The 22,611-nt window shown below is 67.9% G+C and carries 17 protein-coding genes; 13 read left to right on the top strand and 4 right to left on the bottom strand.

The window, feature by feature from the left end; translation table 11 throughout:
• Positions 1–99 precede the first annotated feature (99 nt).
• Positions 100–738 carry a tetratricopeptide repeat protein gene (locus MIC98_RS02040; protein ID WP_239735142.1) on the bottom strand — a complete coding sequence of 213 codons (639 nt, stop codon included), beginning with the start codon at positions 736–738 and terminating at the stop codon, positions 100–102.
• Between the two features lie 169 nt (positions 739–907).
• Here MIC98_RS02040 and MIC98_RS02035 point away from each other — a divergent pair, with 169 nt between their 5' ends.
• From MIC98_RS02035 to MIC98_RS02025, 3 genes are all read left to right on the top strand, one after another.
• Positions 908–4,633 carry an indolepyruvate ferredoxin oxidoreductase family protein gene (locus MIC98_RS02035; RefSeq protein ID WP_239735141.1) on the top strand — a complete coding sequence of 1,242 codons (3,726 nt, stop codon included), beginning with the start codon at positions 908–910 and terminating at the stop codon, positions 4,631–4,633.
• A 133-nt stretch (positions 4,634–4,766) separates the two neighbouring features.
• A complete protein-coding gene (locus tag MIC98_RS02030; protein WP_345772169.1) occupies positions 4,767–5,033 on the top strand; it encodes a helix-turn-helix domain-containing protein in 267 nt (88 codons plus the stop codon).
• A gap of 3 nt (positions 5,034–5,036) precedes the next feature.
• A complete protein-coding gene (locus MIC98_RS02025) occupies positions 5,037–6,362 on the top strand; it encodes a type II toxin-antitoxin system HipA family toxin (RefSeq protein ID WP_239735139.1) in 1,326 nt (441 codons plus the stop codon).
• 93 nt (positions 6,363–6,455) lie between these two features.
• On the opposite strand, the gene MIC98_RS02020 is transcribed toward MIC98_RS02025, so the two are convergent.
• Positions 6,456–7,097 carry a DUF938 domain-containing protein gene (locus MIC98_RS02020; protein WP_239735138.1) on the bottom strand — a complete coding sequence of 214 codons (642 nt, stop codon included), beginning with the start codon at positions 7,095–7,097 and terminating at the stop codon, positions 6,456–6,458.
• Between the two features lie 148 nt (positions 7,098–7,245).
• Between MIC98_RS02020 and MIC98_RS02015 the strand changes: the two genes are divergently transcribed.
• Positions 7,246–8,874, top strand: a complete 1,629-nt coding sequence (locus MIC98_RS02015; RefSeq protein ID WP_239735137.1) for a TldD/PmbA family protein — start codon at positions 7,246–7,248, stop codon at positions 8,872–8,874.
• 223 nt (positions 8,875–9,097) lie between these two features.
• Here the strand turns inward: MIC98_RS02015 and MIC98_RS02010 are convergent, their stop codons facing one another.
• Complete coding sequence (locus tag MIC98_RS02010) at positions 9,098–9,871, bottom strand: SDR family oxidoreductase (RefSeq protein WP_239735136.1); 774 nt, start codon at positions 9,869–9,871, stop codon at positions 9,098–9,100.
• Positions 9,872–9,976: 105 nt separating this feature from the next.
• Here MIC98_RS02010 and MIC98_RS02005 point away from each other — a divergent pair, with 105 nt between their 5' ends.
• From MIC98_RS02005 to MIC98_RS01965, 9 genes are all read left to right on the top strand, one after another.
• Positions 9,977–10,879, top strand: coding sequence for a LysR family transcriptional regulator (locus tag MIC98_RS02005; protein ID WP_239735135.1), 903 nt, complete (start codon positions 9,977–9,979; stop codon positions 10,877–10,879).
• A 202-nt stretch (positions 10,880–11,081) separates the two neighbouring features.
• Positions 11,082–12,716 (top strand): TldD/PmbA family protein, encoded by a 1,635-nt coding sequence (locus tag MIC98_RS02000; RefSeq protein WP_239735134.1) that lies wholly within the window; start codon positions 11,082–11,084, stop codon positions 12,714–12,716.
• 21 nt (positions 12,717–12,737) lie between these two features.
• Positions 12,738–14,072 carry a TldD/PmbA family protein gene (locus MIC98_RS01995; protein ID WP_239735133.1) on the top strand — a complete coding sequence of 445 codons (1,335 nt, stop codon included), beginning with the start codon at positions 12,738–12,740 and terminating at the stop codon, positions 14,070–14,072.
• A gap of 220 nt (positions 14,073–14,292) precedes the next feature.
• Entirely contained in the window at positions 14,293–15,009 is a 717-nt protein-coding gene (locus MIC98_RS01990; protein ID WP_239737996.1) for a DUF4159 domain-containing protein, read from the top strand.
• A 15-nt stretch (positions 15,010–15,024) separates the two neighbouring features.
• Positions 15,025–16,008 (top strand): MoxR family ATPase, encoded by a 984-nt coding sequence (locus MIC98_RS01985; protein ID WP_239735132.1) that lies wholly within the window; start codon positions 15,025–15,027, stop codon positions 16,006–16,008.
• 19 nt (positions 16,009–16,027) lie between these two features.
• A complete protein-coding gene (locus MIC98_RS01980; RefSeq protein WP_239735131.1) occupies positions 16,028–16,930 on the top strand; it encodes a DUF58 domain-containing protein in 903 nt (300 codons plus the stop codon).
• Positions 16,927–18,075, top strand: coding sequence for a BatA domain-containing protein (locus tag MIC98_RS01975; protein ID WP_239735130.1), 1,149 nt, complete (start codon positions 16,927–16,929; stop codon positions 18,073–18,075). Before MIC98_RS01980 ends, MIC98_RS01975 begins: the two co-directional genes overlap by 4 nt.
• Positions 18,051–20,198, top strand: coding sequence for a DUF4175 domain-containing protein (locus MIC98_RS01970; RefSeq protein WP_239735129.1), 2,148 nt, complete (start codon positions 18,051–18,053; stop codon positions 20,196–20,198). The genes MIC98_RS01975 and MIC98_RS01970 overlap by 25 nt, the downstream gene beginning before the upstream one ends.
• Positions 20,195–21,949 carry a carboxypeptidase regulatory-like domain-containing protein gene (locus MIC98_RS01965; protein WP_239735128.1) on the top strand — a complete coding sequence of 585 codons (1,755 nt, stop codon included), beginning with the start codon at positions 20,195–20,197 and terminating at the stop codon, positions 21,947–21,949. Before MIC98_RS01970 ends, MIC98_RS01965 begins: the two co-directional genes overlap by 4 nt.
• Here MIC98_RS01965 and MIC98_RS01960 read toward each other — a convergent pair.
• On the bottom strand, positions 21,928–22,560 hold the full coding sequence (locus tag MIC98_RS01960) for a PIN domain-containing protein (protein ID WP_239735127.1): 633 nt from the start codon (positions 22,558–22,560) through the stop codon (positions 21,928–21,930). The two genes, MIC98_RS01965 and MIC98_RS01960, sit on opposite strands and share 22 nt — an antisense overlap.
• Positions 22,561–22,611 lie beyond the last annotated feature (51 nt).

Raw genomic sequence — 22,611 nt, 5'->3', positions numbered from 1 at the left:
TGCGGCGGCAGCCGGTACAGGCGATTTTCCATTCTGGATTGGATTCCCGTGGAACCCCGAATGCCGACGTGTCGCCTCACGCGCGGCACGCCATGCGGATCACGGCCAGGCCGGTGGGTTGGCCGCCCACGCCTGCTGCACTTCCGCCAGCGTGGCGCGCTCTTCGTCCTTCCATTCCGGCAGCAGCTGCGGGAAGCGCGCGGCATCGTTCCATTGCTGCGGCTCGGTACGCGCCGCCGCGGCATACCAGGCGATGGCTTCATCGCGGCGGCCCAGTTTCCACAGCGCCAATGCCAGCGTCGGCGGCACCCAGCCGGCGTTGCCGCGCACGCCCTCGGCGGCGATGCCCCAGTGCGCGAGGGCGGCCTGGGCGTCACCGCTGCGGTACAGGTCCCAGCCCTGGTTCCAGTGGATGCTGCGCGCCTGGATGGAGTTGGCCGATACCGACGACAGTGCCTCGCCGTAGAGCTGGGTGCCCAGTTCGGCGCGGCCTTCCGCATAGGCGATCCCGGCCAGCTGCACGGTGGCATCGGCGCCCTTGCGGCTGCGTTCGCGCAGTTTCATCAGCTGGTCGACCAGCCCGTCCTGCTCCGGTGGCAGGGCCTGGACCGGCTTGGCGGCCATGTCCTCGTCGAAATAGAACTCGGCGATCTTCGGCAGGTTCTGCGCCTGCGCCGACGACAAGAACAGGCTCGCCAGCAGCGCCAGGCCGGCAGCCACGGACTTCGTTGTACCCATACCCCACTTCCCCATCATTGAAGCTGTTGCCAAGCCAGCGATCCTAACGGTTCGGCGCACGGACCGCGACTTTGCCGGAATATCGCCGAAATCCGCACTGTTACAATCGCCAGCCGCGCGCCGCCCCGGTGCGGCTGCGGATGCCAGCCGTTCCTGCTTTGGGCCAGCCATGACCAGTACCGCCGAACTCACCTCGCCCGCCTCCGCCAACGATCCGTTGCTCGGGGTGCGCGACCGCGACTACACGCTGGAGCACAAGTACACCCGCATCGACGGCCGCATCTACCTGAGCGGGGTGCAGGCGCTGGTGCGGCTGCCGCTGATGCAGCAGCAGCGCGACCTCGCCGCGGGGCTGAATACCGCCGGTTTCGTCAGTGGCTACCGCGGCAGCCCGCTGGGCGGTTTCGACCTGGAGCTGTGGCGCGCGCGCAAGCACTTGGACGCGGCGAAGGTGAAGTTCGTGCCCGGCCTCAACGAGGACCTGGGCGCGACGATGGTGTGGGGCACGCAGCAGGCCAACCTGTTCCCCGGCGCGAACGTCGATGGCGTGTTCGGCATGTGGTACGGCAAGGGCCCGGGCGTTGACCGCTGCGGCGACGTGTTCAAGCACGCCAACGCCGCCGGCACCTCGAAGCACGGTGGCGTGCTGGCGCTGGCCGCCGACGACCATGCCTGCCGCAGCTCGACACTGCCGCATGGCAGCGAGGAGGAGTTCGTCAGCGCGATGATGCCGGTGCTGAACCCGGCCGGCGTGCAGGACATCCTCGACATGGGCCTGGTGGGTTGGGCGATGAGCCGCTATACCGGGCGCTGGATCGGCTTCAAGACGATTGCCGAGACGGTGGAATCCTCGGCCTCGGTGGACGTCAACCCGTTCGCCCGCCAGATCATTCTGCCGGAAGATTTCGACATGCCGGCCGCCGGCCTCAACATCCGCTGGCCGGACCCGCCGATGGAGCAGGAAATGCGCCTGCACCGTTACGCGGTGAAGGCGGCGCAGGCCTTCGCCCGCGCCAACGGCATCGACAGGCTGGTGATGGATTCGCCGCGCGCGCGGCTGGGCATCGTCACCACCGGCAAGAGCTACCTGGACGTGTTGCAGGCGCTGGAATACCTCGGCCTCGATGCGCAGGCCTGCGCCGAGATCGGCATCCGCGTCTACAAAGTCGGCATGACCTGGCCGCTGGAGCCGCAGGGCATCGGCGCATTCGCACGCGGGCTGGAAGACATCGTCGTGGTGGAGGAGAAGAAGGCCTTCATCGAGCGGCAGATGAAGGAATACTTCTACAACTGGCCGGCCAACTGGGGCGCGCGCCCGTCCATCGTCGGCAAGTACGACGAGCAGGGCGAGTGGATCCTGCCTTCGACCGGCGAACTGACCCCGGCCACCATCGCCGGCGTGATCGGCCGCCGCGTCCAGCGCCTGCTTCAATCCAGCTCGATCAATACCGAGTCGATCGAACAGCGCCTGCGCTGGATGGACGAGAAGGAAGCGGAAATGGCGCTGCCGCGCGCGCAGTTCCCGCGCGTGCCGCACTACTGCTCCGGCTGCCCGCACAACACCTCGACCAAGGTGCCGGAAGGTTCGCGGGCGATGGCCGGCATCGGTTGCCATTACATGGTGACGTGGATGGACCGCGATACCGACACCTTCACCCACATGGGCGGCGAAGGCGTTACGTGGGCGGGGCAGGCCGCATTCACCGACACCGAGCACGTGTTCCAGAACCTCGGCGACGGCACCTATTTCCACAGCGGTTCGCTGGCGATCCGCCAGGCCATCGCCGCCGGCGTCAACATCACCTACAAGATCCTCTACAACGATGCGGTGGCGATGACCGGCGGCCAACCCGTCGATGGCACGCTGACAGTGCCGCAGATCGCACACCAGATGCGCTCGGAGGGCGTGCACACCATCGTGCTGCTGTCCGACGACGTGACCAAGTGGAAGCGGCGCCGCCACGAATTTCCGGGCGAGGTCGAGTTCCACGACCGCGCCGAACTGGATGCCGTGCAGCAGAAGCTGCGCAAGGTGAAGGGCACCAGCATCCTCATCTACGAACAAACCTGCGCCACCGAAAAGCGCCGCCGCCGCAAGCGCGGCAAGCTGGTCGACCCACCCAAGCGCACGATGATCAACTCGCTGGTCTGCGAAGGTTGCGGCGATTGCGGCGAAAAGAGCTTCTGCGTGTCGGTGCTGCCGAAGGAAACCGAGTTCGGGCGCAAGCGCGAGATCGACCAGTCCAACTGCAACAAGGATTTCACCTGTACCACCGGCTTCTGCCCGAGCTTCGTCACCGTGCATGGCGGCCAGTTGCGCAAGGGCAAGAAGAGCGATGCAGCCAGCCTGCTCGACAACCTGCCCAACCCGGTATTCCGCAGCGATCTGTCGCAGCCGTGGAACATCCTGATCACCGGCGTCGGCGGCACCGGCGTGGTCACCATCGGCGCGCTGCTCGGCATGGCCGGGCACCTGGAAGGCAAGGGCGCGACCGTGCTCGACCAGACCGGGCTCGCGCAGAAGGGCGGCGCGGTCACCACGCATATCCGCATCGCCAATACGCCGGCCGACATCCACGCCGTGCGCATCGCCGCCGGCGAGGCCGACCTGGTGCTGGGCTGCGACATGGTGGTGGTCAACGACTACTGGGCGCTGTCCAAGGTGCGCGGCGAGCGCTCGCAGGTGGTGCTCAACACCTACGAGGCGATGCCCGGCACCTTCACCACCCGCCCGGACATGCAGTTCCCAGCCGCCGACATCATCGCCGGGGTGAAGGTGGCGCTGGGCGGGCGCGATCCGATCCTGCTCGATGCCACCCAGCTCGCCACCGCGCTGCTCGGCGACGCGCTGGCCACCAACCTGTTCATCCTCGGCTTCGCATGGCAGCAGGGCTTGGTGCCGCTGTCGCTGGAAGCGCTGATGCGCGCCATCGAGCTCAACGGCGCGGCCATCGAAATGAACCAGCGCGCGTTCGCGTGGGGCCGGTTGACCGCCATCGACCCGCAGGCCGTGCAGCAGGCCGCCGGGCTGGTGCGCAACGCGTCCACCGAGGCCGAGCGCACGCCCGGTGCGTTGCAGGAACTGCCACCGGGCGACTGGGAAGGCAGCGAGGCCGGCGCGCCGTCGGCACCGCGCAATCCGGGCAACGAGCCGGAAGTGCGCGGCCTGCCTTCCAACGACGCACGGCCGGGCGACGTCACCTTCGCCACGCTGGACGACGCGCGCCTGTCGCGCTCGCTGGACGAACTGATCGCCCGCCGCAGCGCGTTCCTGATCGACTACCAGGACGCCGCCTACGCCACCCGCTACCGCCAACTGGTGGATGCCGTGCGCAAGGCCGAGCAGCGCGTCGCACCAGGCAGCACCGCGCTGACCGAGGCGGTGGCGCGCTACTTCTTCAAGCTGATGGCCTACAAGGACGAGTACGAGGTGGCCCGCCTCTACACCAGCGGCGACTTCCTCAAGCAGGTGCAGCAGAAGTTCGACGGCGACTACAAGGTGCGCTTCCACCTCGCACCGCCGCTGTTTGCCAAGCGCGACGAACACGGGCAGTTGCAGAAGAAGGAATACGGCCCGTGGATGTTCAAGGCCTTCGGCCTGCTGGCGAAGCTGAAGTTCCTGCGCGGCGGCCGCTTCGACGTGTTCGGCTACACCGAGGAACGATGCGGCGAACGCCAGTTGATCGCCGACTACGAGCGGACCATGCACGAGTTGCTGGCCGCGCTCGACGCCAACCGGCTGCCGCTGGCGGTGGAGATCGCCAGCATCCCCGAGCACATCCGCGGCTACGGCCACGTCAAGGAACGGCACCTGCACGAGGCCAAGGTGCGCGAGGCAGCGTTGCTGGCAACGTGGCGCAACCCGAAGGCGCTGCATATCGTGCAGGCGGCTTGAAACGTCAGGCATGGCAACCCATACATTGCATTTCGCAAATGCAATGTATGGGTTGCATATTGGAGTTGAAACCCATCGGTTGCATCTGCCGCCGGCAAGGCATACGTTGCCAAGTCACTGCCGGGGTACCGATATGGAACGCATGACATCCACCGCATTTACCATCCGCACAGCCCGGCAACTGGGTCCACTGATGCGTGCCTTCCGCAAGCAGGCCGGGCTCAGTCAGGCCCAACTGGCCGAGCGCCTCGGTATTTCCCGCCAAGCCATCACCGCCCTGGAGCGCGCGCCGGAGTCCGCCACCTTCGAGCGGTTGATGCGGGTATGGGCCGAACTGGGGCTGGCCGTCTCCCTGCAACCGGACCTGCGCGTCGCCTCTCCGCCAGCGCTGGAGTGGTAAGCCATGCCCGAACTGCGGGTCTGGATGAATGGTGTGGAAGTCGCCATCTGGCAGGACGAACCGCGCGCCGGTTCGCGCTTGACCTACCTCCCCGCATGGCTGGAATCCCCGTTGCCGCGCCCCTTGTCGCTGTCGCTGCCACTGTTGCCGGCCGGCGAAAGCCACCGCGGCCAAGCGGTCGCCGATTACTTCGACAACCTGTTGCCCGACAACGGCGCCATCCGCAACCGCATCCGTGACCGGTTCGGCACGCGCTCCACCGGCGCCTTCGATCTGTTGCAGGCCATCGGCCGCGATTGCGTTGGCGCGGTGCAGTTGCTTCCGCCCGGCTGCGCCCCTGACGATCTCCACGAAATCCGCTGCCGACCGCTGAGCGATGCACAGGTCGGTGGGTTGCTGCGCAACGTCACCACGACCGCACTGCCGGGGGAGCGCACGCGCGACGAGGACGAGTTCCGCATTTCCATCGCCGGCGCGCAGGAAAAAGCCGGCCTGCTGCGGCACCGCGAGCAGTGGTGCATTCCCACCGGCAGCACGCCCAGCACCCACATCTTCAAACTGCCGCTGGGACTGGTCGGCAACATGCGCGCCGACATGCAGTCGTCGGTCGAAAACGAATGGCTGTGCATGCAGCTGCTGGCCGCGTTCGATATTCCCGTCGCCAACACCTCGATCGGCCAATTCGGCGACCAGCGTGCGTTGATCGTGGAACGCTTCGATCGCCGGCTGGCCCGCAACGGCCACTGGTGGCTGCGGCTGCCGCAGGAGGACATGTGCCAGGTCTTCGGCCTGCCCTCGTCACGCAAATACGAAAGCGATGGCGGCCCCGGCATCGTGCAGATCATGGAACTGCTGCGGCAATCGGAGCAGCCGGAAGACCGCGCCACCTTCTTCAAGACCCAGTTGCTGTTCTGGATGCTGGCGGCCACCGACGGACACGCCAAGAACTTCAGCATCCACATCGAAGCGGCCGGCCGCTTCCGGCTGACGCCGATCTACGACGTGCTTTCGGTCCATCCGATCCTCGGCCGCGGCCCGGGCCAGCTTGACCCGCACGATGCAGCACTGGCGATGGCGGTTGCCGGCAAGAAGCGCCATCGCAAGCTCGTGCAGATCCGCCGCCGCCATTGGAACGAAACCGCACGCGCCTGCGGCATCGCCGAAGGCGCCGAACCGTGGATCGCGCAACTGCTGGAACAGGTGGAACCGGCCATTGCCACGGTACGCGCACGCTTGCCGCCCGGCTTCCCCGATGCGGTGGCAACGCCCATTTTCAATGGCCTGCAAACGTCGGCCGAACGATTGGCGGCAATGCCTGCCGACACCTGAACTTCGGTGCCGCGGCGAAAATCCCGCCAAGCGTGGTTCAGCTTCACCTTGAGCTCGGAGAGTGCTGGCCATCCTTGCCCAACTGTTCCGGTATCAGGAATGCATGCGCTGCCACACCAGCGTGCGGTTGTTGGCCGGCATCGCTACGTCCTCGCGCAGCGCCAGCCCCTGCATGCGGGCCAGCGTATCCACCGCCTCGAAATCGCGGATGCCCGAATGCGGGTCGCGCGCCTTCAACCAGCCATCGAACGCGCGGTTGCTGTCGCTGCTGAAATCGCCGCCGTAGTTGAACGGCCCATAGGCAATGAACAGGGCGCCCGGCGCCATCAGCGACGACAGCCCGGCGAACAGCGCCTGCACGCTGTCCCAGCCCATGATGTGCAGGGTATTGGCGGTGAACACCGCATCGAAGCCGGCCACGCCATCGGCCTGCGGCAAGGCCGGCAACGGCTGCAGGCCCGGCACCGTGGCGGGTACGGCCTGCAGCTCCAGCGGCGGCGGCGTGTTCGGCAGCGCGGCTTCGTCCAGCCAGCGGCCGATGCCGGGCAGGTTGTCGCGGTGATCGCTGGCCTGCCAGCGCAGCCACGGCATCGCCGCGGCGAAATGCACCGCATGCTGGCCGGTGCCACTGCCGATCTCCAGCACGTTGCGGGCAGTGCCGAGGTGCCGTTGCAGCACCGCCAGGATCGGCTCGCGGTTGCGGTCGCAGGATTCGGCGTAGGGTTTTCCGGTCATCGCGGCGGCTTTTTCGGGATCGGCCGATTGTGCGCCAGCATCGATTCATGCCACGCATGACGATGGTCACTTGTACCAATGCCGCGCGGCGACCGAGATTCGGAAGCTTCCGTGCGATGCCGGCATCGCCCTGTTCATGGAGCCCCGCATGCAACGCCGCCAGTTCCTCGCACTCTCCGGCCTCGGCCTGGCCGGGATGATGCTGCCCAATGCCCGCCTGATTGCCGCCGAAGAATTGCTGACCCCGGCCGACGTGGCGAAGAAAAAGGCGCTGGCCGATACCGTGCTGGCGCTGGCCAGGCGCGGCGGTGCCAGCTACTGCGACGTGCGCATCGGCCGCTACCTCAACCAGGCCATCATCACCCGCGAAGACAAGGTCCAGAACGTCACCAACAGCGAGTCGGCCGGCGTCGGCATCCGCGTCATCGTCGATGGCGCATGGGGCTTCGCCGCCAGCAACCAGCCCGGCGAACAAGGCGTTGCGGCGGCAGTGGCGCAGGCACTGGCCATCGCCCGTGCGAACGCGAAGGTCCAGACCCGGCCCGTGCAACTGGCCCCCACCCCCGGTGTTGGTGAAGTGCAGTGGCGCACGCCGATCCGCCGCAACGCGATGGCGGTACCGGTCAAGGACAAGGTGGAACTGCTGCTGTCGATCAACGCCGCCGCACTCGGCGCCGGTGCCAGCTTCATCAACTCGCAGCTGTTCCTGGTCAACGAGCAGAAGTACTTCGCCTCCAGCGACGGCTCGTGGATCGACCAGGACGTGCACCGCATCTGGCTGCCGTTCACCGCCACCGCCATCGACACCGCCAGCGGCAGGTTCCGCACCCGCAACGGGCTGTCCGCGCCCGCCGGCATGGGCTGGGAATTCCTCGATGGCGACGCCGCCGGCAAGCATCACCTGCCCGGCGGCGTGGTCGGCTACGGCCACTCCTACGACCCGGTGGAAGATGCCATCGCCGCCGCCAGGCAGGCACGCGAAAAACTGGCCGCGCCATCGGTGAAGCCGGGCAAGTACGACCTGGTGCTCGATCCGTCCAACCTGTTCCTGACCATCCACGAAAGCGTCGGCCACCCGCTGGAACTGGACCGCGTGCTCGGCTACGAGGCCAACTACGCCGGCACCAGCTTCGCCACGCTGGACAAGCGCGACGCCGGTTTCCGCTGGGGCAGCGGCATCGTCAACTTCACCGCCGACAAGACCGAACCGTACAGCCTCGGCGCGGTGGGCTACGACGACGAGGGCGTGAAGTGCCGGCGCTGGGATCTGGTGAAGGACGGCATCCTGGTCAACTACCAGGCCACCCGCGACGAGGTGCACATCCTCGGCGAGAACGCCTCGCACGGCTGCAGCTATGCCGATTCGTGGAGCAACGTGCAGTTCCAGCGCATGGCCAACGTGTCGCTGGCGCCGGGCAGGCAACCGTTGACGCCGGCACAGATGGTCAAGGACGTGGAGAACGGCATCTACATCCACGGCCGCGGTTCGTATTCCATCGACCAGCAACGCTACAACGCGCAGTTCGGCGGGCAGCTTTGCTACCAGATCAAAAATGGCGAAATCACCGGCATGGTCGAGGATGCCGCCTACCAGATCCGCACGCCGGAATTCTGGAATGCGTGCAGTGCGATCTGCGACGAACGCGATTTCCGCCTCGGCGGCTCGTTCTTCGACGGCAAGGGCCAGCCGGGGCAGGTATCGGCGGTATCGCACGGGTCGGCGACGACGCGGTTCGACGGGGTGAACATCATCAACACCGCCCGCAGCCTCGGCTGATGCGTGAAGCCCCTCTCCCTGTGGGAGAGGGGTTGGGGTGAGGGTACGGGGCGAAGCCCTCGCGATGTTTAACTACACGATGCTTCGCCCGAACCCTCATCCGCCCCTTCGGGGCACCTGCATTCGGCGCATCCTTGCGCCTCACCCTTCGGGCGGCTTCGCCGTGCAACCCGGCACTCCTGCCGGGTTGTCTCCCGAAGGAAGAAGGGAAAGAACAGGAACCTCAGCGCGTGGTGTAGCCGCCATTGACCAGGATCGTCTGCCCGGTCATCCACCAGCCTTCGGACACCAGGAAGCGCACCCACGGCACGATGTCCGCGATGTCGGTCAGGCCGGTGCGCGAAAATGGCGACAGCGCCGCAGCGGTCTTGTGGTACGCCACCGCGTCGGCACCTTCGGCCGGGTAGAAGAACGGCGTGTCCATCGGCCCCGGGCCGATCGCGGTGACCGAGATGCCACGCTCGCCGAACTCCTTGGCCGCCGCGCGCGTGTAGTGCTCCACCGCCGCCTTGGTGCCGGCATAGCTGGAATAGAACGGGGTGAACGCACCCAGCAGCGAAGTCACCAGCGTGCAGACCCTGCCGTTGTCGGCCAGGTTGCGCCCGGCCTCCTTGAGGAAGAAGAACGCGGCCTTGTTGTTCACCGCATCCATTTCGTCGAACTCGGCTTCGCTGATCTGCGTCATCGGCTTCTTCAGCACCTTGCCGACGGTGTTGACGGCGATGTCGATGTGGCCCAGCGCCTGTTTGGCATCGGCGAACAACCGCTCCACCGCCGCCGCCGAGGTCAGGTCGGCCTGGAACAGATGGGCGTTCGCGCCAGCGGCGCGCACCGCGACGGCGGTGGCTTCGGCCTCGGTGTGGGTGGCGTCGCTGTTGTAGTGGATGGCGATGCCGGCGGCGCCCTGCGCGGCAAGGTCACGGGCGAGCAGGCCGCCAAGGTTCTTGGCCCCGCCGGCGATGAGGACGGTCTTGCCGTGGATGCGGTGGTCGGTCATGGCGAACTCCTGTGGTCGTGGAAGGTCCACAAAGGCTATCGACTTGAATTTTCGGATAAAGCCGGCGATTTTGACTTCACTTGTCGGAATTACCGGACAATCCTGATGGACCGCATCGAGCTGTGCCGCGTCTTCGTCCGCGTGGTGGACTGCGGCGGCTTCACCCGCGCCGCCGATCAACTGAACCTGCCCCGCTCCACCGTCTCCGAGGCGGTGCGCACGCTGGAGCAGCGGCTGGGCACGCGCCTGCTCCACCGCACCACCCGGCAGGTCAGCCCGACCCAGGACGGCTTGCTGTTCCACGCCCGCTGCCAGCAGTTGATCGCCGACATGGACGAGGCCGAGCAGTTGTTCCGGCAATCACCCCGCGCCCTGAGCGGCCGCTTGAAGGTGGACGTGCCCGGCCGCATCGGCCGCTTGATCGTGGCCCCGGCGCTGCCAGCCTTCCTCGACGCCCATCCGCAGATCGACGTCGAACTGGGCATGACCGACCGCAGCATCGACCTGGTCGAGGACGGCGTGGACTGCGCGCTGCGGGTGGGCCCGTTGCAGGATTCGCGGCTGGTGGCGCGCGGCGTCGGCCAGCTGCCGCTGCTCAACGTGGCCAGCCCGGCTTACCTGCAACGCCACGGCCTGCCAACGCACCCGTCGCAGTTGGCCGCGCATTGGGGCGTGCTGTACGCCTCGCCCGGCAGCGGCCGGGTGGAAGCATGGGAATGGCGCGAGAACGGCGTGCTGCGCGGCCAGACTCTGCGCGGGCGCGTCACCGTCAACAATGCCGAAGCCTATATCGCCTGCTGCCTGGCCGGACTGGGACTGATCCAGATCCCGGCCTACGACGTGCGCCGCGAACTGGCCGATGGCAACTTGCTGGAGGCGATGCCAGCCCACCGCGCCGACCCGCTGCCGATGAACCTGCTGTTCCCGCACCGGCGGCATCCCTCGCAACGACTGCGGGTGTTCGTGGATTGGTTGCAGGGCGTGCTGGAAGCGGCGGTCCGTGCGTAGGTGCCGGGCTTGCCCGGCACGCGGCTTTGCCGGGAAAACCCTATGCGGGCAAGCCCCGCATCTACGTGAGGAGCCTGAAAAGCCACCCGCCCATGCCTAAAGTCACTACCGCTGCAAACGCGCCGCCGCAAAAATCGAATGGTTCGCAAAGCATCGCGAAGACATCGTCGTTCGTTGCCGTACCCGCAACCGGAGAGCAGCCTTGCAAAGACGTGACTTCCTTGCCCTGACCGGGCTCACCGCCGGCGGCCTGCTGGTGCCGTCGTTCTTCGGCAAGGCCATCGCCGCCGAGCAACTGCTGACCGTGATCGACCCGGCGTTGAAGAAGCGCCTGGCCGACGATGCGATGAACGCGGCCCGCGCGGCCGGTGCCAGCTACTGCGACGTGCGCATCGGCCGCTACCTGCGCCAGTTCGTCATCACCCGCGAAGACCGGGTGCAGAACGTGGTCAATACCGAATCCACCGGTACCGGCATCCGCGTCATCGTCAATGGCGCCTGGGGCTTCGCCGCCACCAACGACCTCAGCCCGGCCGGCGTGGTCAAGGCCGCGCAGCAGGCCGCCGCCATCGCCAAGGCCAACGCGAAGATCCAGACCGCGCCGGTGCAGCTGGCCAAGGCACCGGGCTACGGCGAGGTGAGCTGGCGCACGCCGATCAGGAAGAACGCGATGGAGGTGCCGATCAAGGACAAGGCCGACCTGCTGCTGGGCGTGAACGCCGCCGCGTTGGCCGCCGGCGCCAGCTTCGTCAACTCGATGCTGTTCCTGGTCAACGAGCAGAAGTATTTCGCCTCCACCGACGGCTCCTACATCGACCAGGATGTGCACCGCATCTGGGCGCCGATGACGGTGACCGCCATCGACAAGGCCAGCGGCAAGTTCCGCACCCGCGGCGGGTTGTCGGCGCCGATGGGCATGGGCTTCGAGTACCTGGATGGCGACGCTTCCGGCAAGACCGTGCTGCCCAACGGCGTGACCGTCTACGGCATGTCCTACGACATGCGCGAGGATGCCGTCGCCGCCGCGAAACATGCGCAGGAGAAGCTCACCGCCGCCTCGGTCAAGCCGGGCAAGTACGACCTGGTGCTGGACCCCTCGCACACCTGGCTGACCATCCACGAATCGGTCGGCCATCCGCTGGAGCTGGACCGCGTGCTCGGCTACGAGGCCAACTACGCCGGCACCAGCTTCGCCACGCTGGACAAGCGCGAGCAGCATTTCCAGTACGGCAGCGACAAGGTCAACATCTTCGCCGACAAGCTGCAGCCCGGTTCGCTGGGTGCGGTCGGTTACGACGACGAGGGCGTGAAGACCAAGCAGTGGCCGTTGATCGCCGACGGCAAGCTGGTCGATTACCAGGCCATCCGCGACCAGGCCCATATCCTCGGCAAGGCCGAATCGGACGGTTGCTGCTACGCCGACTCGTGGTCCAGCGTGCAGTTCCAGCGCATGGCCAACGTGTCGATGGCGCCGGGCAAGGCGCCGTTGAGCGTGGCCGAGCTGGTCAAGGACGTGGAGAACGGCATCTACATCATCGGCGACGGCTCGTTCTCGATCGACCAGCAGCGCTACAACGCGCAGTTCGGCGGCCAGCTGTTCTACGAGATCAAGGACGGCCAGATCACCCGCATGCTCGAGGACGTGGCCTACCAGATCCGCACGCCGGAATTCTGGAACGCGTGCAGCGCCGTGGCCGACGAACGCGATTACCGCATGGGCGGTTCGTTCTTCGACGGCAAGGGCCAGCCGGGCCAGGTCTCGGCGGTGTCGCACGGCTCGTCCACCGCCCGTTTCGACGGCATCAACGTCATCAATACCGCGCGCAGCCTCGGCTGACCGTCCAAGGAGTTCCGAGCAATGAGCATCTTCACCGAACAGGAAGCCAAGGCCATCCTGGACAAGGTCATCGCACTGTCCACCGCCGACGAGTGCAGCGCCACGCTGGCCGGCTCCATCGACGGCAACATCCGCTTCGCGCTGAACAACGTCTCCACCAGCGGCATGGTCGACAACACCGAACTGGCCGTGCAGGTCGCCTTCGGCAAACGCGTGGGCACCGCCTCGATCAACGAGTTCGACGACGCCTCGCTGGAGCGCGTGGTGCGCCGCGCCGAGGACCTGGCCAGGCTGGCACCGGAAAACCCGGAGTTCATGCCCATCATCGGCAAGCAGGCGTACAAGCCCAGCCCGACCTTCAGCGAATCCACCGCCGCCATCGACCCGGATTTCCGCGCGCAGGTCGCCGCCGATTCCATCACCCCGTGCCGCGGCAACGGGTTGGTCGCCGCCGGCTTCCTCGAGGACAGCCGCGGCTTCGTCGCCATCGCCAACAGCAACGGCAACTTCGCCTACCAGCGCACCACCTCGTTCGACTACACCTGCACCGTGCGCACCGAAGACGGGCGCGGCTCGGGCTGGGTGGGCCGCAACCTGAAGGACGCGGCCGACTTCAAGGCCGGGCAGGAAATCGAGATCGCCAAGCGCAAGGCCATCGAATCGGCCGAGGCCAAGGCGCTGGAGCCGGGCAAGTACACGGTGATCCTGGAGCCGGCCGCGGCCGCCGGCCTGATCAGCTTCATGATGAACTTCTTCGACGCGCGCAGCGCCGATGAAGGCCGCAGCTTTTTGTCGAAGAAGGGCGGCGGCAACAAGCTCGGCGAGCAGGTCTATGACCCGCAGGTCAACCTGTACGCCGACCCGTGGCACGCCGAAGCGCCGGTGCTGCCGTGGGACGGCGAAGGCCAGCCGCGCGAGCGTATGGCCATCATCGAGAACGGCAAGGTGGTGAACCTGAACTACTCGCGCTACTGGGCGCAGAAGCAGGGCAAGACCGCCAACGCGCGGCCGGGCAACCTGCTGATGAGCGGCGGCAGCAAGTCCATCGCCGAGTTGGTGCGCGGCACGCAGAAGGGCATCCTGCTCACCCGCACCTGGTACATCCGCATGGTCGACCCGCAGACCGTGCTGCTGACCGGCCTGACCCGCGACGGCACCTTCTACATCGAGAACGGCCAGATCAAGCACCCGGTGAAGAACTTCCGCTTCAACGAATCACCGGTGATCATGCTCAACAACATCGACGAGCTCGGCAAGCCGGTGCGCGTGGCCGGCGACGAATCCAGCTACGTGATGATGATCCCGCCGATGCGGTTGCGGGATTTCACCTTCACTTCGTTGTCGGACGCGGTGTAACTTGCCTTTCCCTTCTCCCATCGGGAGACAGCCCGGCAGGATTGCCGGGCTGCACGGCGCAGCCGCCCGAAGGGTGAGGCACAGGATGTGCCGAATGCAGGTGCCCCGAAGGGCGGATGAGGGGCGAACGGAGTCCATGATGCTTGAACCTTCATGACTCCATCGCCCCTCACCCCAACCCCTCTCCCGTTGGGAGAGGGGCTTTCAGAGACTCTTGGCTTTGCTCCACTCCCGGCTAACGCGCGCGCAATTCCTGCACCTGCTGCTGGGCGGCACGGCAGCCGCCCTGTTGCCTTCGCCCGCACGCGCGCAAGCCAGCCGCTACGACTTCTGGTTCACGCGGCTGAAGTACGACTCCGGCGACTGGGACGTGGACGCGCGCATGCCGTCCAACCTGATCACCTCGCTGATCGACTACACCACGCTGCGCGTCGACCCCACCGAACACGTCATCGCCCTGTCCGACCCGAAGATGCTGCACGCGCCGTTCTGCTACCTGGCCGGGCACAAGCTGGTCGATTTCAACCCGGACGAGCGCCGCAACTTCGAGCGCTACGTGCGCAACGGCGGCTTCGTGTTCGTCGATGACTGCAACCACGACATCGACGGCCTGTTCGCCACTTCGTTCGAGGCGCAGATGCGCAGCATCTTCGGCGCCAACGCACTGAAGAAACTGCCGAACAACCACGCCCTCTACAACAGTTTCTTCAAGTTCCCAGAAGGCCCGCCGGCCACCACGTTCGAGTTGAACGGCTGGGGCGACGACCTCGTGCACGACTACCTCAAGGGCATCGAGATCGATGGCCGCCTCGGCCTGCTCTACAGCAACAAGGACTACGGCTGCGAATGGGACTACGACTGGCGCAACAAACGCTTCCTCGCCGAGGACAACACCAAGCTCGGCGTGAACATCGTGATCTACGCACTGACGCATTGACCCACTGGTGAGCGCATGAACATCCCCAACCCCGATTCGCTGCTACCCCGCCTCGATGAACTGCGCGCCGCGCTGGCGCAGGCGGTGGTCGGCCAGCAGCAGGTGGTCGAACAACTGCTGATCGGCCTGCTCGCCGGCGGCCACTGCCTGCTCGAAGGCGCGCCCGGCCTCGGCAAGACCTTGCTGGTGCGCTCGCTCGGGCAGGCGCTGGAACTGCAATTCCGCCGCGTGCAGTTCACGCCCGACCTGATGCCCAGCGACATCCTCGGCACCGAACTGCTGGAGGAGGACCACGGCACCGGCAAGCGCGCGTTCCGCTTCCAGCAGGGGCCGATCTTCACCAACCTGCTGCTGGCCGACGAACTCAACCGCACGCCACCGAAGACGCAGGCCGCGCTGCTGGAAGCGATGCAGGAGCGCACCGTCAGCTATGCCGGCACCACCTACGCGCTGCCCTCGCCGTTCTTCGTACTCGCCACGCAGAACCCGATCGAACAGGCCGGCACCTACCCGCTGCCGGAGGCGCAGCTCGACCGTTTCCTGCTGCATGTGCGCGTCGATTACCCCAGCGAGGCCGAGGAGCGCGACATCCTCGCGCAGACCACCGGCAGCGCGAACGGCAGCGTGCCCAAGGTGATGGACGCCGACGTGGTGCTGGCCCTGCAAACCCTGGTGCGCGACGTGCATGTAGGCGCGGATCTGCTGACATGGATCACGCGGCTTGTACGCGCCAGCCGCCCCGGCGATGGCGCGCCAAGCGAAGTGAACCACTGGGTCAAATTGGGAGCAGGCCCGCGCGCCGGGCAATCGCTGGTGCTGGCATCGAAGGCGCGTGCCCTGCTGCACGGCCGCTTCGCCGCCACCCGCGAGGACGTGCAGGCGCTGGCCGCGCCGGTGATGCGCCACCGCCTGCTGCTGTCCTTCGCCGCCGAAGCCGAGCAGAAGAACGCCGACGACGTGATCGCCGCGCTGCTGCGCGCGGTGCCGTATCCAGCCTGATCCACACCCTGCGCTCGCCTTGGCCGCTACCGCGCCACCGCTGATTCCACCCGACGTGCGCAGCCGCCTGCGCGGCCTGCGACTGTTGCCGCAACGGGCCAGCGGCAACCACGGCATCGGCATGCACGCCAGCCGCAGCCGCGGCGCCGGGCTGGAGTTCGCGCAATACCGCGCCTACGAGCCCGGCGACGAACTGCGCCAGATCGACTGGAAGCTCTACGCGCGCTCGGACCGTTTCTTCGTGCGCGAATCCGAACGCGAAAGCCCGCTGACGGTATGGCTGCTGCTCGACGCCACCGCGTCGATGCAGCAAGCCGACCGGGCGCGCCGCGACTGGACGCGCCTGCATGCCGCCAAGGCGCTGGCCGCCTGCATCGCCGAGCTGGCACTGCAACAGGGCGACGCCTTCGGCCTGATCGCGCTCAACGGCGACGGCGTGCAGTTGGTTCCCGCCGGTAACGGCCCACGCCAGCGTGACCGCCTGCACCTGCAACTGCAGGCCTTGCAGGCGCACGGCCAATGGCCCGCGCAGGAACGCCTTGCGCCAATATGGGAACGCATCACCGGCAACGACATGGTGGTGATGATCGGCGATGGCTTCGACGAGGCCGGCATCGCACTGGCCGAACGACTAGCGAAAGCCGGGCGCGACGTCGTGCACCTGCAACTGCTCACCGTCGAAGAACGCGACTTCCCGTTCCGCGACGGCCACCGCTTCCGCGACCCAGAAACCGGCGACGAACTGCTGGGCGACGGCGCGGCGATACGCGCCGACTACCTCGCCCGCTTCAATGATGCCCAGCGCAGGCTGGATGCACGCCTGCAAGCCGCCGGCATCCGCCACGACACCACCTGCCTCGACGAACCCATCGACGCGCCCTTGCAGCGGCTGTTCGCACGCCGGGGAGGCGGCGGCGCATGAGCCTCGTATGGTTGTTTCCAGCGGGCCTTGCCGCATTGGCGGCCTTGCTGCTGCCGCTGCTGCTCCACCTTGCACGCCGCGACGAACAGCAACGCATCGACTTCGCCGCGCTGCGCTGGCTGTCGGCCAAGCCACGCCCGCGCCGCCGCATCCGTTTCGACGAATGGCCGCTGCTGCTGGTGCGCCTGCTGCTGCTCGCCTTGCTGGCGGCGCTGCTGGCGCGACCGGCCTTGCATGGCATCGAAGACAACACGCCGCGCGTGGCCGTCGCGCCGGGCATGGACGCAGCCACCGCACGCGGCGCGATCACTTCCGGCGAAGCGCAATGGCTGTGGCTGGCCCCCGGCTTCCCTGCACTGGATGCGCCACCGCCTTCGCCATCGCAACCCATCGCCAGCCTGTTGCGCGAACTGGACGCGACGCTGCCGCCGCAAGCGCCGCTCACCGTGGTCGTGCCGTCGCTGCTGGACGGACTGGACGCACAGCGCCCGCAGTTGTCGCGTGCGGTGCGCTGGCAGGTGGTCGAAACCAAGCCACTGGCAACCACCGCCACCGCAGCCGCACCGCCGCACCTGCACATCCGCCATGACGACGCCGGCAGCGCCGCCCTGCCGTGGCTGCGCGCCGTGGCCCTTGCATGGAACCCGGCCGCGCCGGCGGACATCGCCGACGACGGCCAGCCCTTCGGTAACGATGGCGACGTGCATCTCTGGCTCTCGGCCAAGCCCGTGCCGCAGGCCGCGCAGGCATGGGCGCGCAACGGCGGCCAGCTGCTGGTGGATGCGCGCACGCCGGCAAGCGAGAGCGCGCAGCGCTTGCCGCTGTGGCGGGACGACGCCGGCAACGCCGTCATCGAACAGGTGGGCGACGACAACGGCCAATGGCTGCGCTGGGCCGCACCGCTGCAACCGGCCACGATGCCGGCGCTGCTCGATGCCGGTTTCCCGCAACGCCTGCGCGACCTGCTGCAACCGCCGCCGGCTCCTGTACGCGCAGCGGCCACCGCCATGCAGCCGACTACCGGCGCTGCCGCATGGCCGCAACCGCTGCGCGAACTCGCGCCGTGGCTGGTCGTCGCCATCGCCCTGCTGTTCCTGCTGGAACGCTGGCTGGCCAGCGCATGCCGACGCAGGAGGCCGGCGTGAGCACCGGGGCACTGCTGCGCAGCGCGCGCCGCCGGACATGGCTGATCGCCGTGACCGGCGGCATGCCGGTCGCCGCCGCGCTCGGCCTGCTCGCCATGCGCGTGGCCGGTTTCGATGCCGGCAGCGTGGCGCTCACCCTCGCCCTGCTGGCCGTGGCCGGTGTCGCCACCTGGCGTGCGCGACGCCTCGGCACGCGTTGGCTGATCGCGCGGTTGAACGCGCACCCGCACCTGGAAGACAGCGCCGACCTGCTGTTTGCCAAACCGGCAATGCTCAACCCGTTGCAGCAGCGCCAGCGCGCGCGCGTCGAACAACGCCTGCGCGAATCACCGCCCGACCTGCGCCCGCGCTGGCCGTGGCCATGCCTGCTGGCCTGCTTCGGCCTTGCCTTGCTGATCGCCGCCGCGGCGCTGCTCTGGCCGCGCACCGCGGCCACGCCATCGACACGTGGCGGCGACACCGCAACGCCGGCCGCCGCCAAAGCACCGGCAGTACGTGGCACGCACCTGCAGATAACGCCGCCGGCCTACACCGGCCAGCCCACGAGCAGCGGCGACGCGCTCGACGCACGCGCCCTGCAAGGCAGCCACCTGCACTGGCAACTGCACTTCTCGCCGCAGCCACGGCGCGCATGGCTGCAATTCCACGATGGCCGGCAACTGCCGCTGCAACGCGAGGGCGAGCACTGGCAAGCCAGCGAAACCCTGCAACGCCCGGGGCTGTATCGCATCGCCAGCGAACCGGCATTGGCCGATGCCGGCCGCGCCTACCGGCTGGACGTGGTGGCCGACAAACCGCCGCAGGTGAAAGTGCTCGAACCGGCGCAGACCTTGACGCAAGCCGCGCCGCGGCAACGGCAATGGCAGCTGCGCTTCGAGGCCAGCGACGATTTCGGCGTGAGCGCCACCGCCACGCTCGACCTCACCACCGCCAAGGGCAGCGGCGAGAACATCGACTTCCAGCAACGCCAGTTGACCCTGGCCGGCAGCGGCCCGGCCACCGCGCGGCGCTTCGCCCATGCCGCCGACCTGGCCGCGCTGGGCATCGACCCGGGCGATGAAGTGGTCGCCCGCCTCACGGTGCGCGACAACCGCGCGCCGCAACCGCAGGAAGCGCGCAGCCCCGGCCTGATCCTGCGCCTGCCCAGCGAGCAGGAGATACAGACCAGCGACCTCGAAGGCGCGATCAAGAAGGTGATGCCGGCCTATTTCCGCAGCCAGCGGCAGATCATCATCGATGCCGAGGCCCTGCTGAAACAGCGCAACGCGCTCGACGCCGACACCTTCGCCAAGCGCTCGGACGCCATCGGCGTGGACCAGCGCATCCTGCGCCTGCGCTACGGCCAGTTCCTCGGCGAGGAAGCCGAAGGCGGGGCGAAACCGCCGCCGACCAGCGATGCGCATGACAGCAAGGACGAGGACGACGGCGACCACGCGCATGACGACGGCCACGACCACGGCGGCACGGCCGGAGGCGAGACGGTGTTCGGCAGCGCCACCGACGTGCTGGCCGAATACGGCCACACCCACGACCACGCCGAAGCCGCCACCCTGCTCGACCCGCAGACCCGCGCCATCCTCAAGGCCGCGCTCGACCAGATGTGGCAGTCCGAAGGCGAACTGCGCCAGGCTCACCCCGACAAGGCACTGCCGTTTGCGTACAAGGCGCTCGGCTTCATCAAGCAGGTGCAGCAGGCCGAACGCATCTACCTGGCGCGGCTGGGCCCGCAACTGCCGCCCATCGACATGGCCCGGCGCATGACTGGCAAGCGCGACGGCCTGGGCAACCGCGGCCTGCGCCTGCCGCCACGCGACGCCGGCGACGCCACGCCCGCGCGCGCATGGCAGGCGCTGGCGACGAGGGACGCGCCGGTCGACCTGGACATCCTGTCGCGCTGGCTCGACGCGCACCCGCAGGCCGTGCCCGATCCGCTCGACGTCGCCGCCGCCATCGACGAACTGCGCCGGCAACCCGATTGCCAGGCCTGCCGGCAACGCCTGCGCGAACAGCTGTGGCCGGCGCTGCAACGCCCCCTCGCCCCCCCGGCCCGCCGTGACGCCGCCGATGCGCTGGGCCGCCGTTACCTGGACGCACTGGCCGCGCCACGGGAGAACCCGCGATGACCTGGCTGCCCGCCGCCCTCATCGCGCTGGCCGTGCTGCTGGCGAGCCTGCGCTTCTGCCAGCCGCCGCGCCCACCGGCCATGCGCCTGTCGGCGTTGCTGGCGTTGCAGGCCATCGCCGCCGCCCTGCTCTGGTTGGCGCTGTCCCCGCCGCCGCAGCCCATGCCGGCGGCCACGCTGGTCATCGCCACTGCCGACGCCACGGCGGCGGAGCTGTCGGCGCTTCCGGCCGCCACCCGCTTGCGATTGCCGGAAGCGCCGGCGCTGGCTGACGCGGCCCCGGTGCCCGACCTGGCCACCGCGTTGCGCCGGCACCCGGGCACGCGCGAACTCGTCATCGTCGGCCAGGGCCTGCCGGCGCGCGACCGCGGCGTCGCCCTGCCCGCGCTGCGCTTCCAGCCCGCCGCCGCGCCCCGCGGACTGGTCGAACTGCAAGCGCCGCCCGTGCTCGCCCCCGGCGCGCGCTTTGCAGTCGGCACGCGCGTGCAGGGCCTGCCGCAGGCGCGGGTGGAACTGCTCGACCCGGCCGGCCACCGCGTCGCCCTCGCCACGCCCGGCGACGATGGCCGCGTGCGCCTGGGCGCCAGCGCGCGCGACGCTGGCGACGTCGCCTTCACCCTGCGCGCGCTCGACGCCGACGGCAAGGTGCTCGACCGGTTGCCGGTACCGGTGCGCGTGCAGGCCGTTCCCTCTCCCGCGCTGCGCCTGCTCGCCGGCGCGCCGGGGCCGGAACTGAAATACCTGCAACGCTGGGCCGCCGACACCGGCGCGCGCCTGCAGACCGGCATCAGCCTCGGTGGTGGCGTGCAGTTGGGCGATGCACCACCAGCGCTGGATGCGGCCAGCCTCGCCAAGCTCGACCTGCTGCTGCTCGACGAACGCCGCCTGTCCGCCTTGTCGTCCGCGCAACGCACGGCCATTGCCGCCGCGATGCGCGACGGCTTGGGCGTGTTGCTGCGCATGACCGGCCCGCTCGACGGCAACGCGCGCCGCGCCCTGCGCGAATGGGGGCTGGAAACGCGCGGCGGCGAACGCAGCGCCACGGTGCAACTGCGCGACGCCGCGCCCGCGGTGGAGGACGGTGCGACGCCGACGGCGCCGAGCGTCGAGCGTTTCGACCTGGCCTTCGCCGGCAACGACGTGGCGCCGCTGCTGCATGCCGCCAACGGCAGCGCCATCGGCGGCTGGCGCGCTATCGGCCAGGGCCGCCTCGGCGTACTGCCCATCGCCGACAGCTACACGATGGTGTTGGCCGGCCACACCGACGCGCACGCCGAACTGTGGAACGCGGTGCTGTCGACAGTGGCGCGGCCACTGCCGGTGTCACCGCTGCGGCAGCTGCCCGCCTGGGCATGGGCCGGCGAACGCAGCGCATTGTGCGGCCTGCCCACCGGCAGCGAAGCGATCGCGCCGGACGGTACCCGCAGCACCTTGCTGCCAGACCCGCATGCCAACCAATGCAGCGGCTGGTGGCCACAGGCAGCCGGCTGGCACCGCATCGTCGCCGGCGACGACAGCGCCGGCGTGCTGGTCATCGACCCGGCCGACGCGCGCGCCCTGCACGCCCAAGCCACCCGCGATGCCACGCTGGCACTGCATGCTTCCGGCGATGCTGGTCATCGAGCCACACGGCCCTTACCCGGCCCACGCTGGCCGTGGCTGCTGGCCTTCGTGCTGATGGCGTCCCTGCTGTGGTGGCTGGAGCGGCGTCCAATGCCCTCAGGCATCCCTCACGCCTTGGGAAAGGCATAGGAAACCGAGGTTCCCGATATTTTCACGCACCCGGTTTGGACCAATGCCTTGATCAACTGCGCGAGGTCAGCACTATCCAATTTCTTCTGGAACATGGAATCCAACGTCGTTTCCAGCGTTTTCACCTTGACTGGACGGGTCATCTTCGCAAGCCGCTCCATTGCCAACTGCAGCCGTCCATCTTCTTCTGGAGGTTTAGCGGGAGCAAAACAGGGCATCCGTGCTATCGAGCTGGAACGGCAGGAAAAAATCTTGCTTGCCTTCAGATGCTTGACCAGTGGATCAAAACCGGTGTCCTTGGAAATGACATGGAAAAAGCCGCGTGGGTCGGCTTCTGCCAGTCTTCCTATGTAGTAGGCGATATGGAAATCCGCCGCATTCGGCCCATTTCCGGAAATCTTCACGTACTCGGCGTGCCGCCCCATACGCTGTAACGAAGCTGCCACCTCAAACGGAATCCTGGTCTGGTTGGCGCCAACGAACACGATCACCCGAAACTCCGGGCGCTCCAGCTGGGCCAGCGATTCAGGCTGCACGTTCTCATAGTCGATAAGCACGTAATTGATACGTGCAACAACCTCCGCAACCTCGTTTTCAGCCTGCAACTTCATTCCCGAGCATTTCCCCATTACAGCTGGAGCGAGATTACCCACAAACCAAGC

The organism is Stenotrophomonas sp. NLF4-10 (assembly GCF_022359915.1).
In the GTDB taxonomy this organism is placed as follows: domain Bacteria; phylum Pseudomonadota; class Gammaproteobacteria; order Xanthomonadales; family Xanthomonadaceae; genus Stenotrophomonas; species Stenotrophomonas daejeonensis.
Note: the sequence above shows the minus strand (reverse complement) of the source record. Positions and strands in the feature narration are given on the sequence as shown.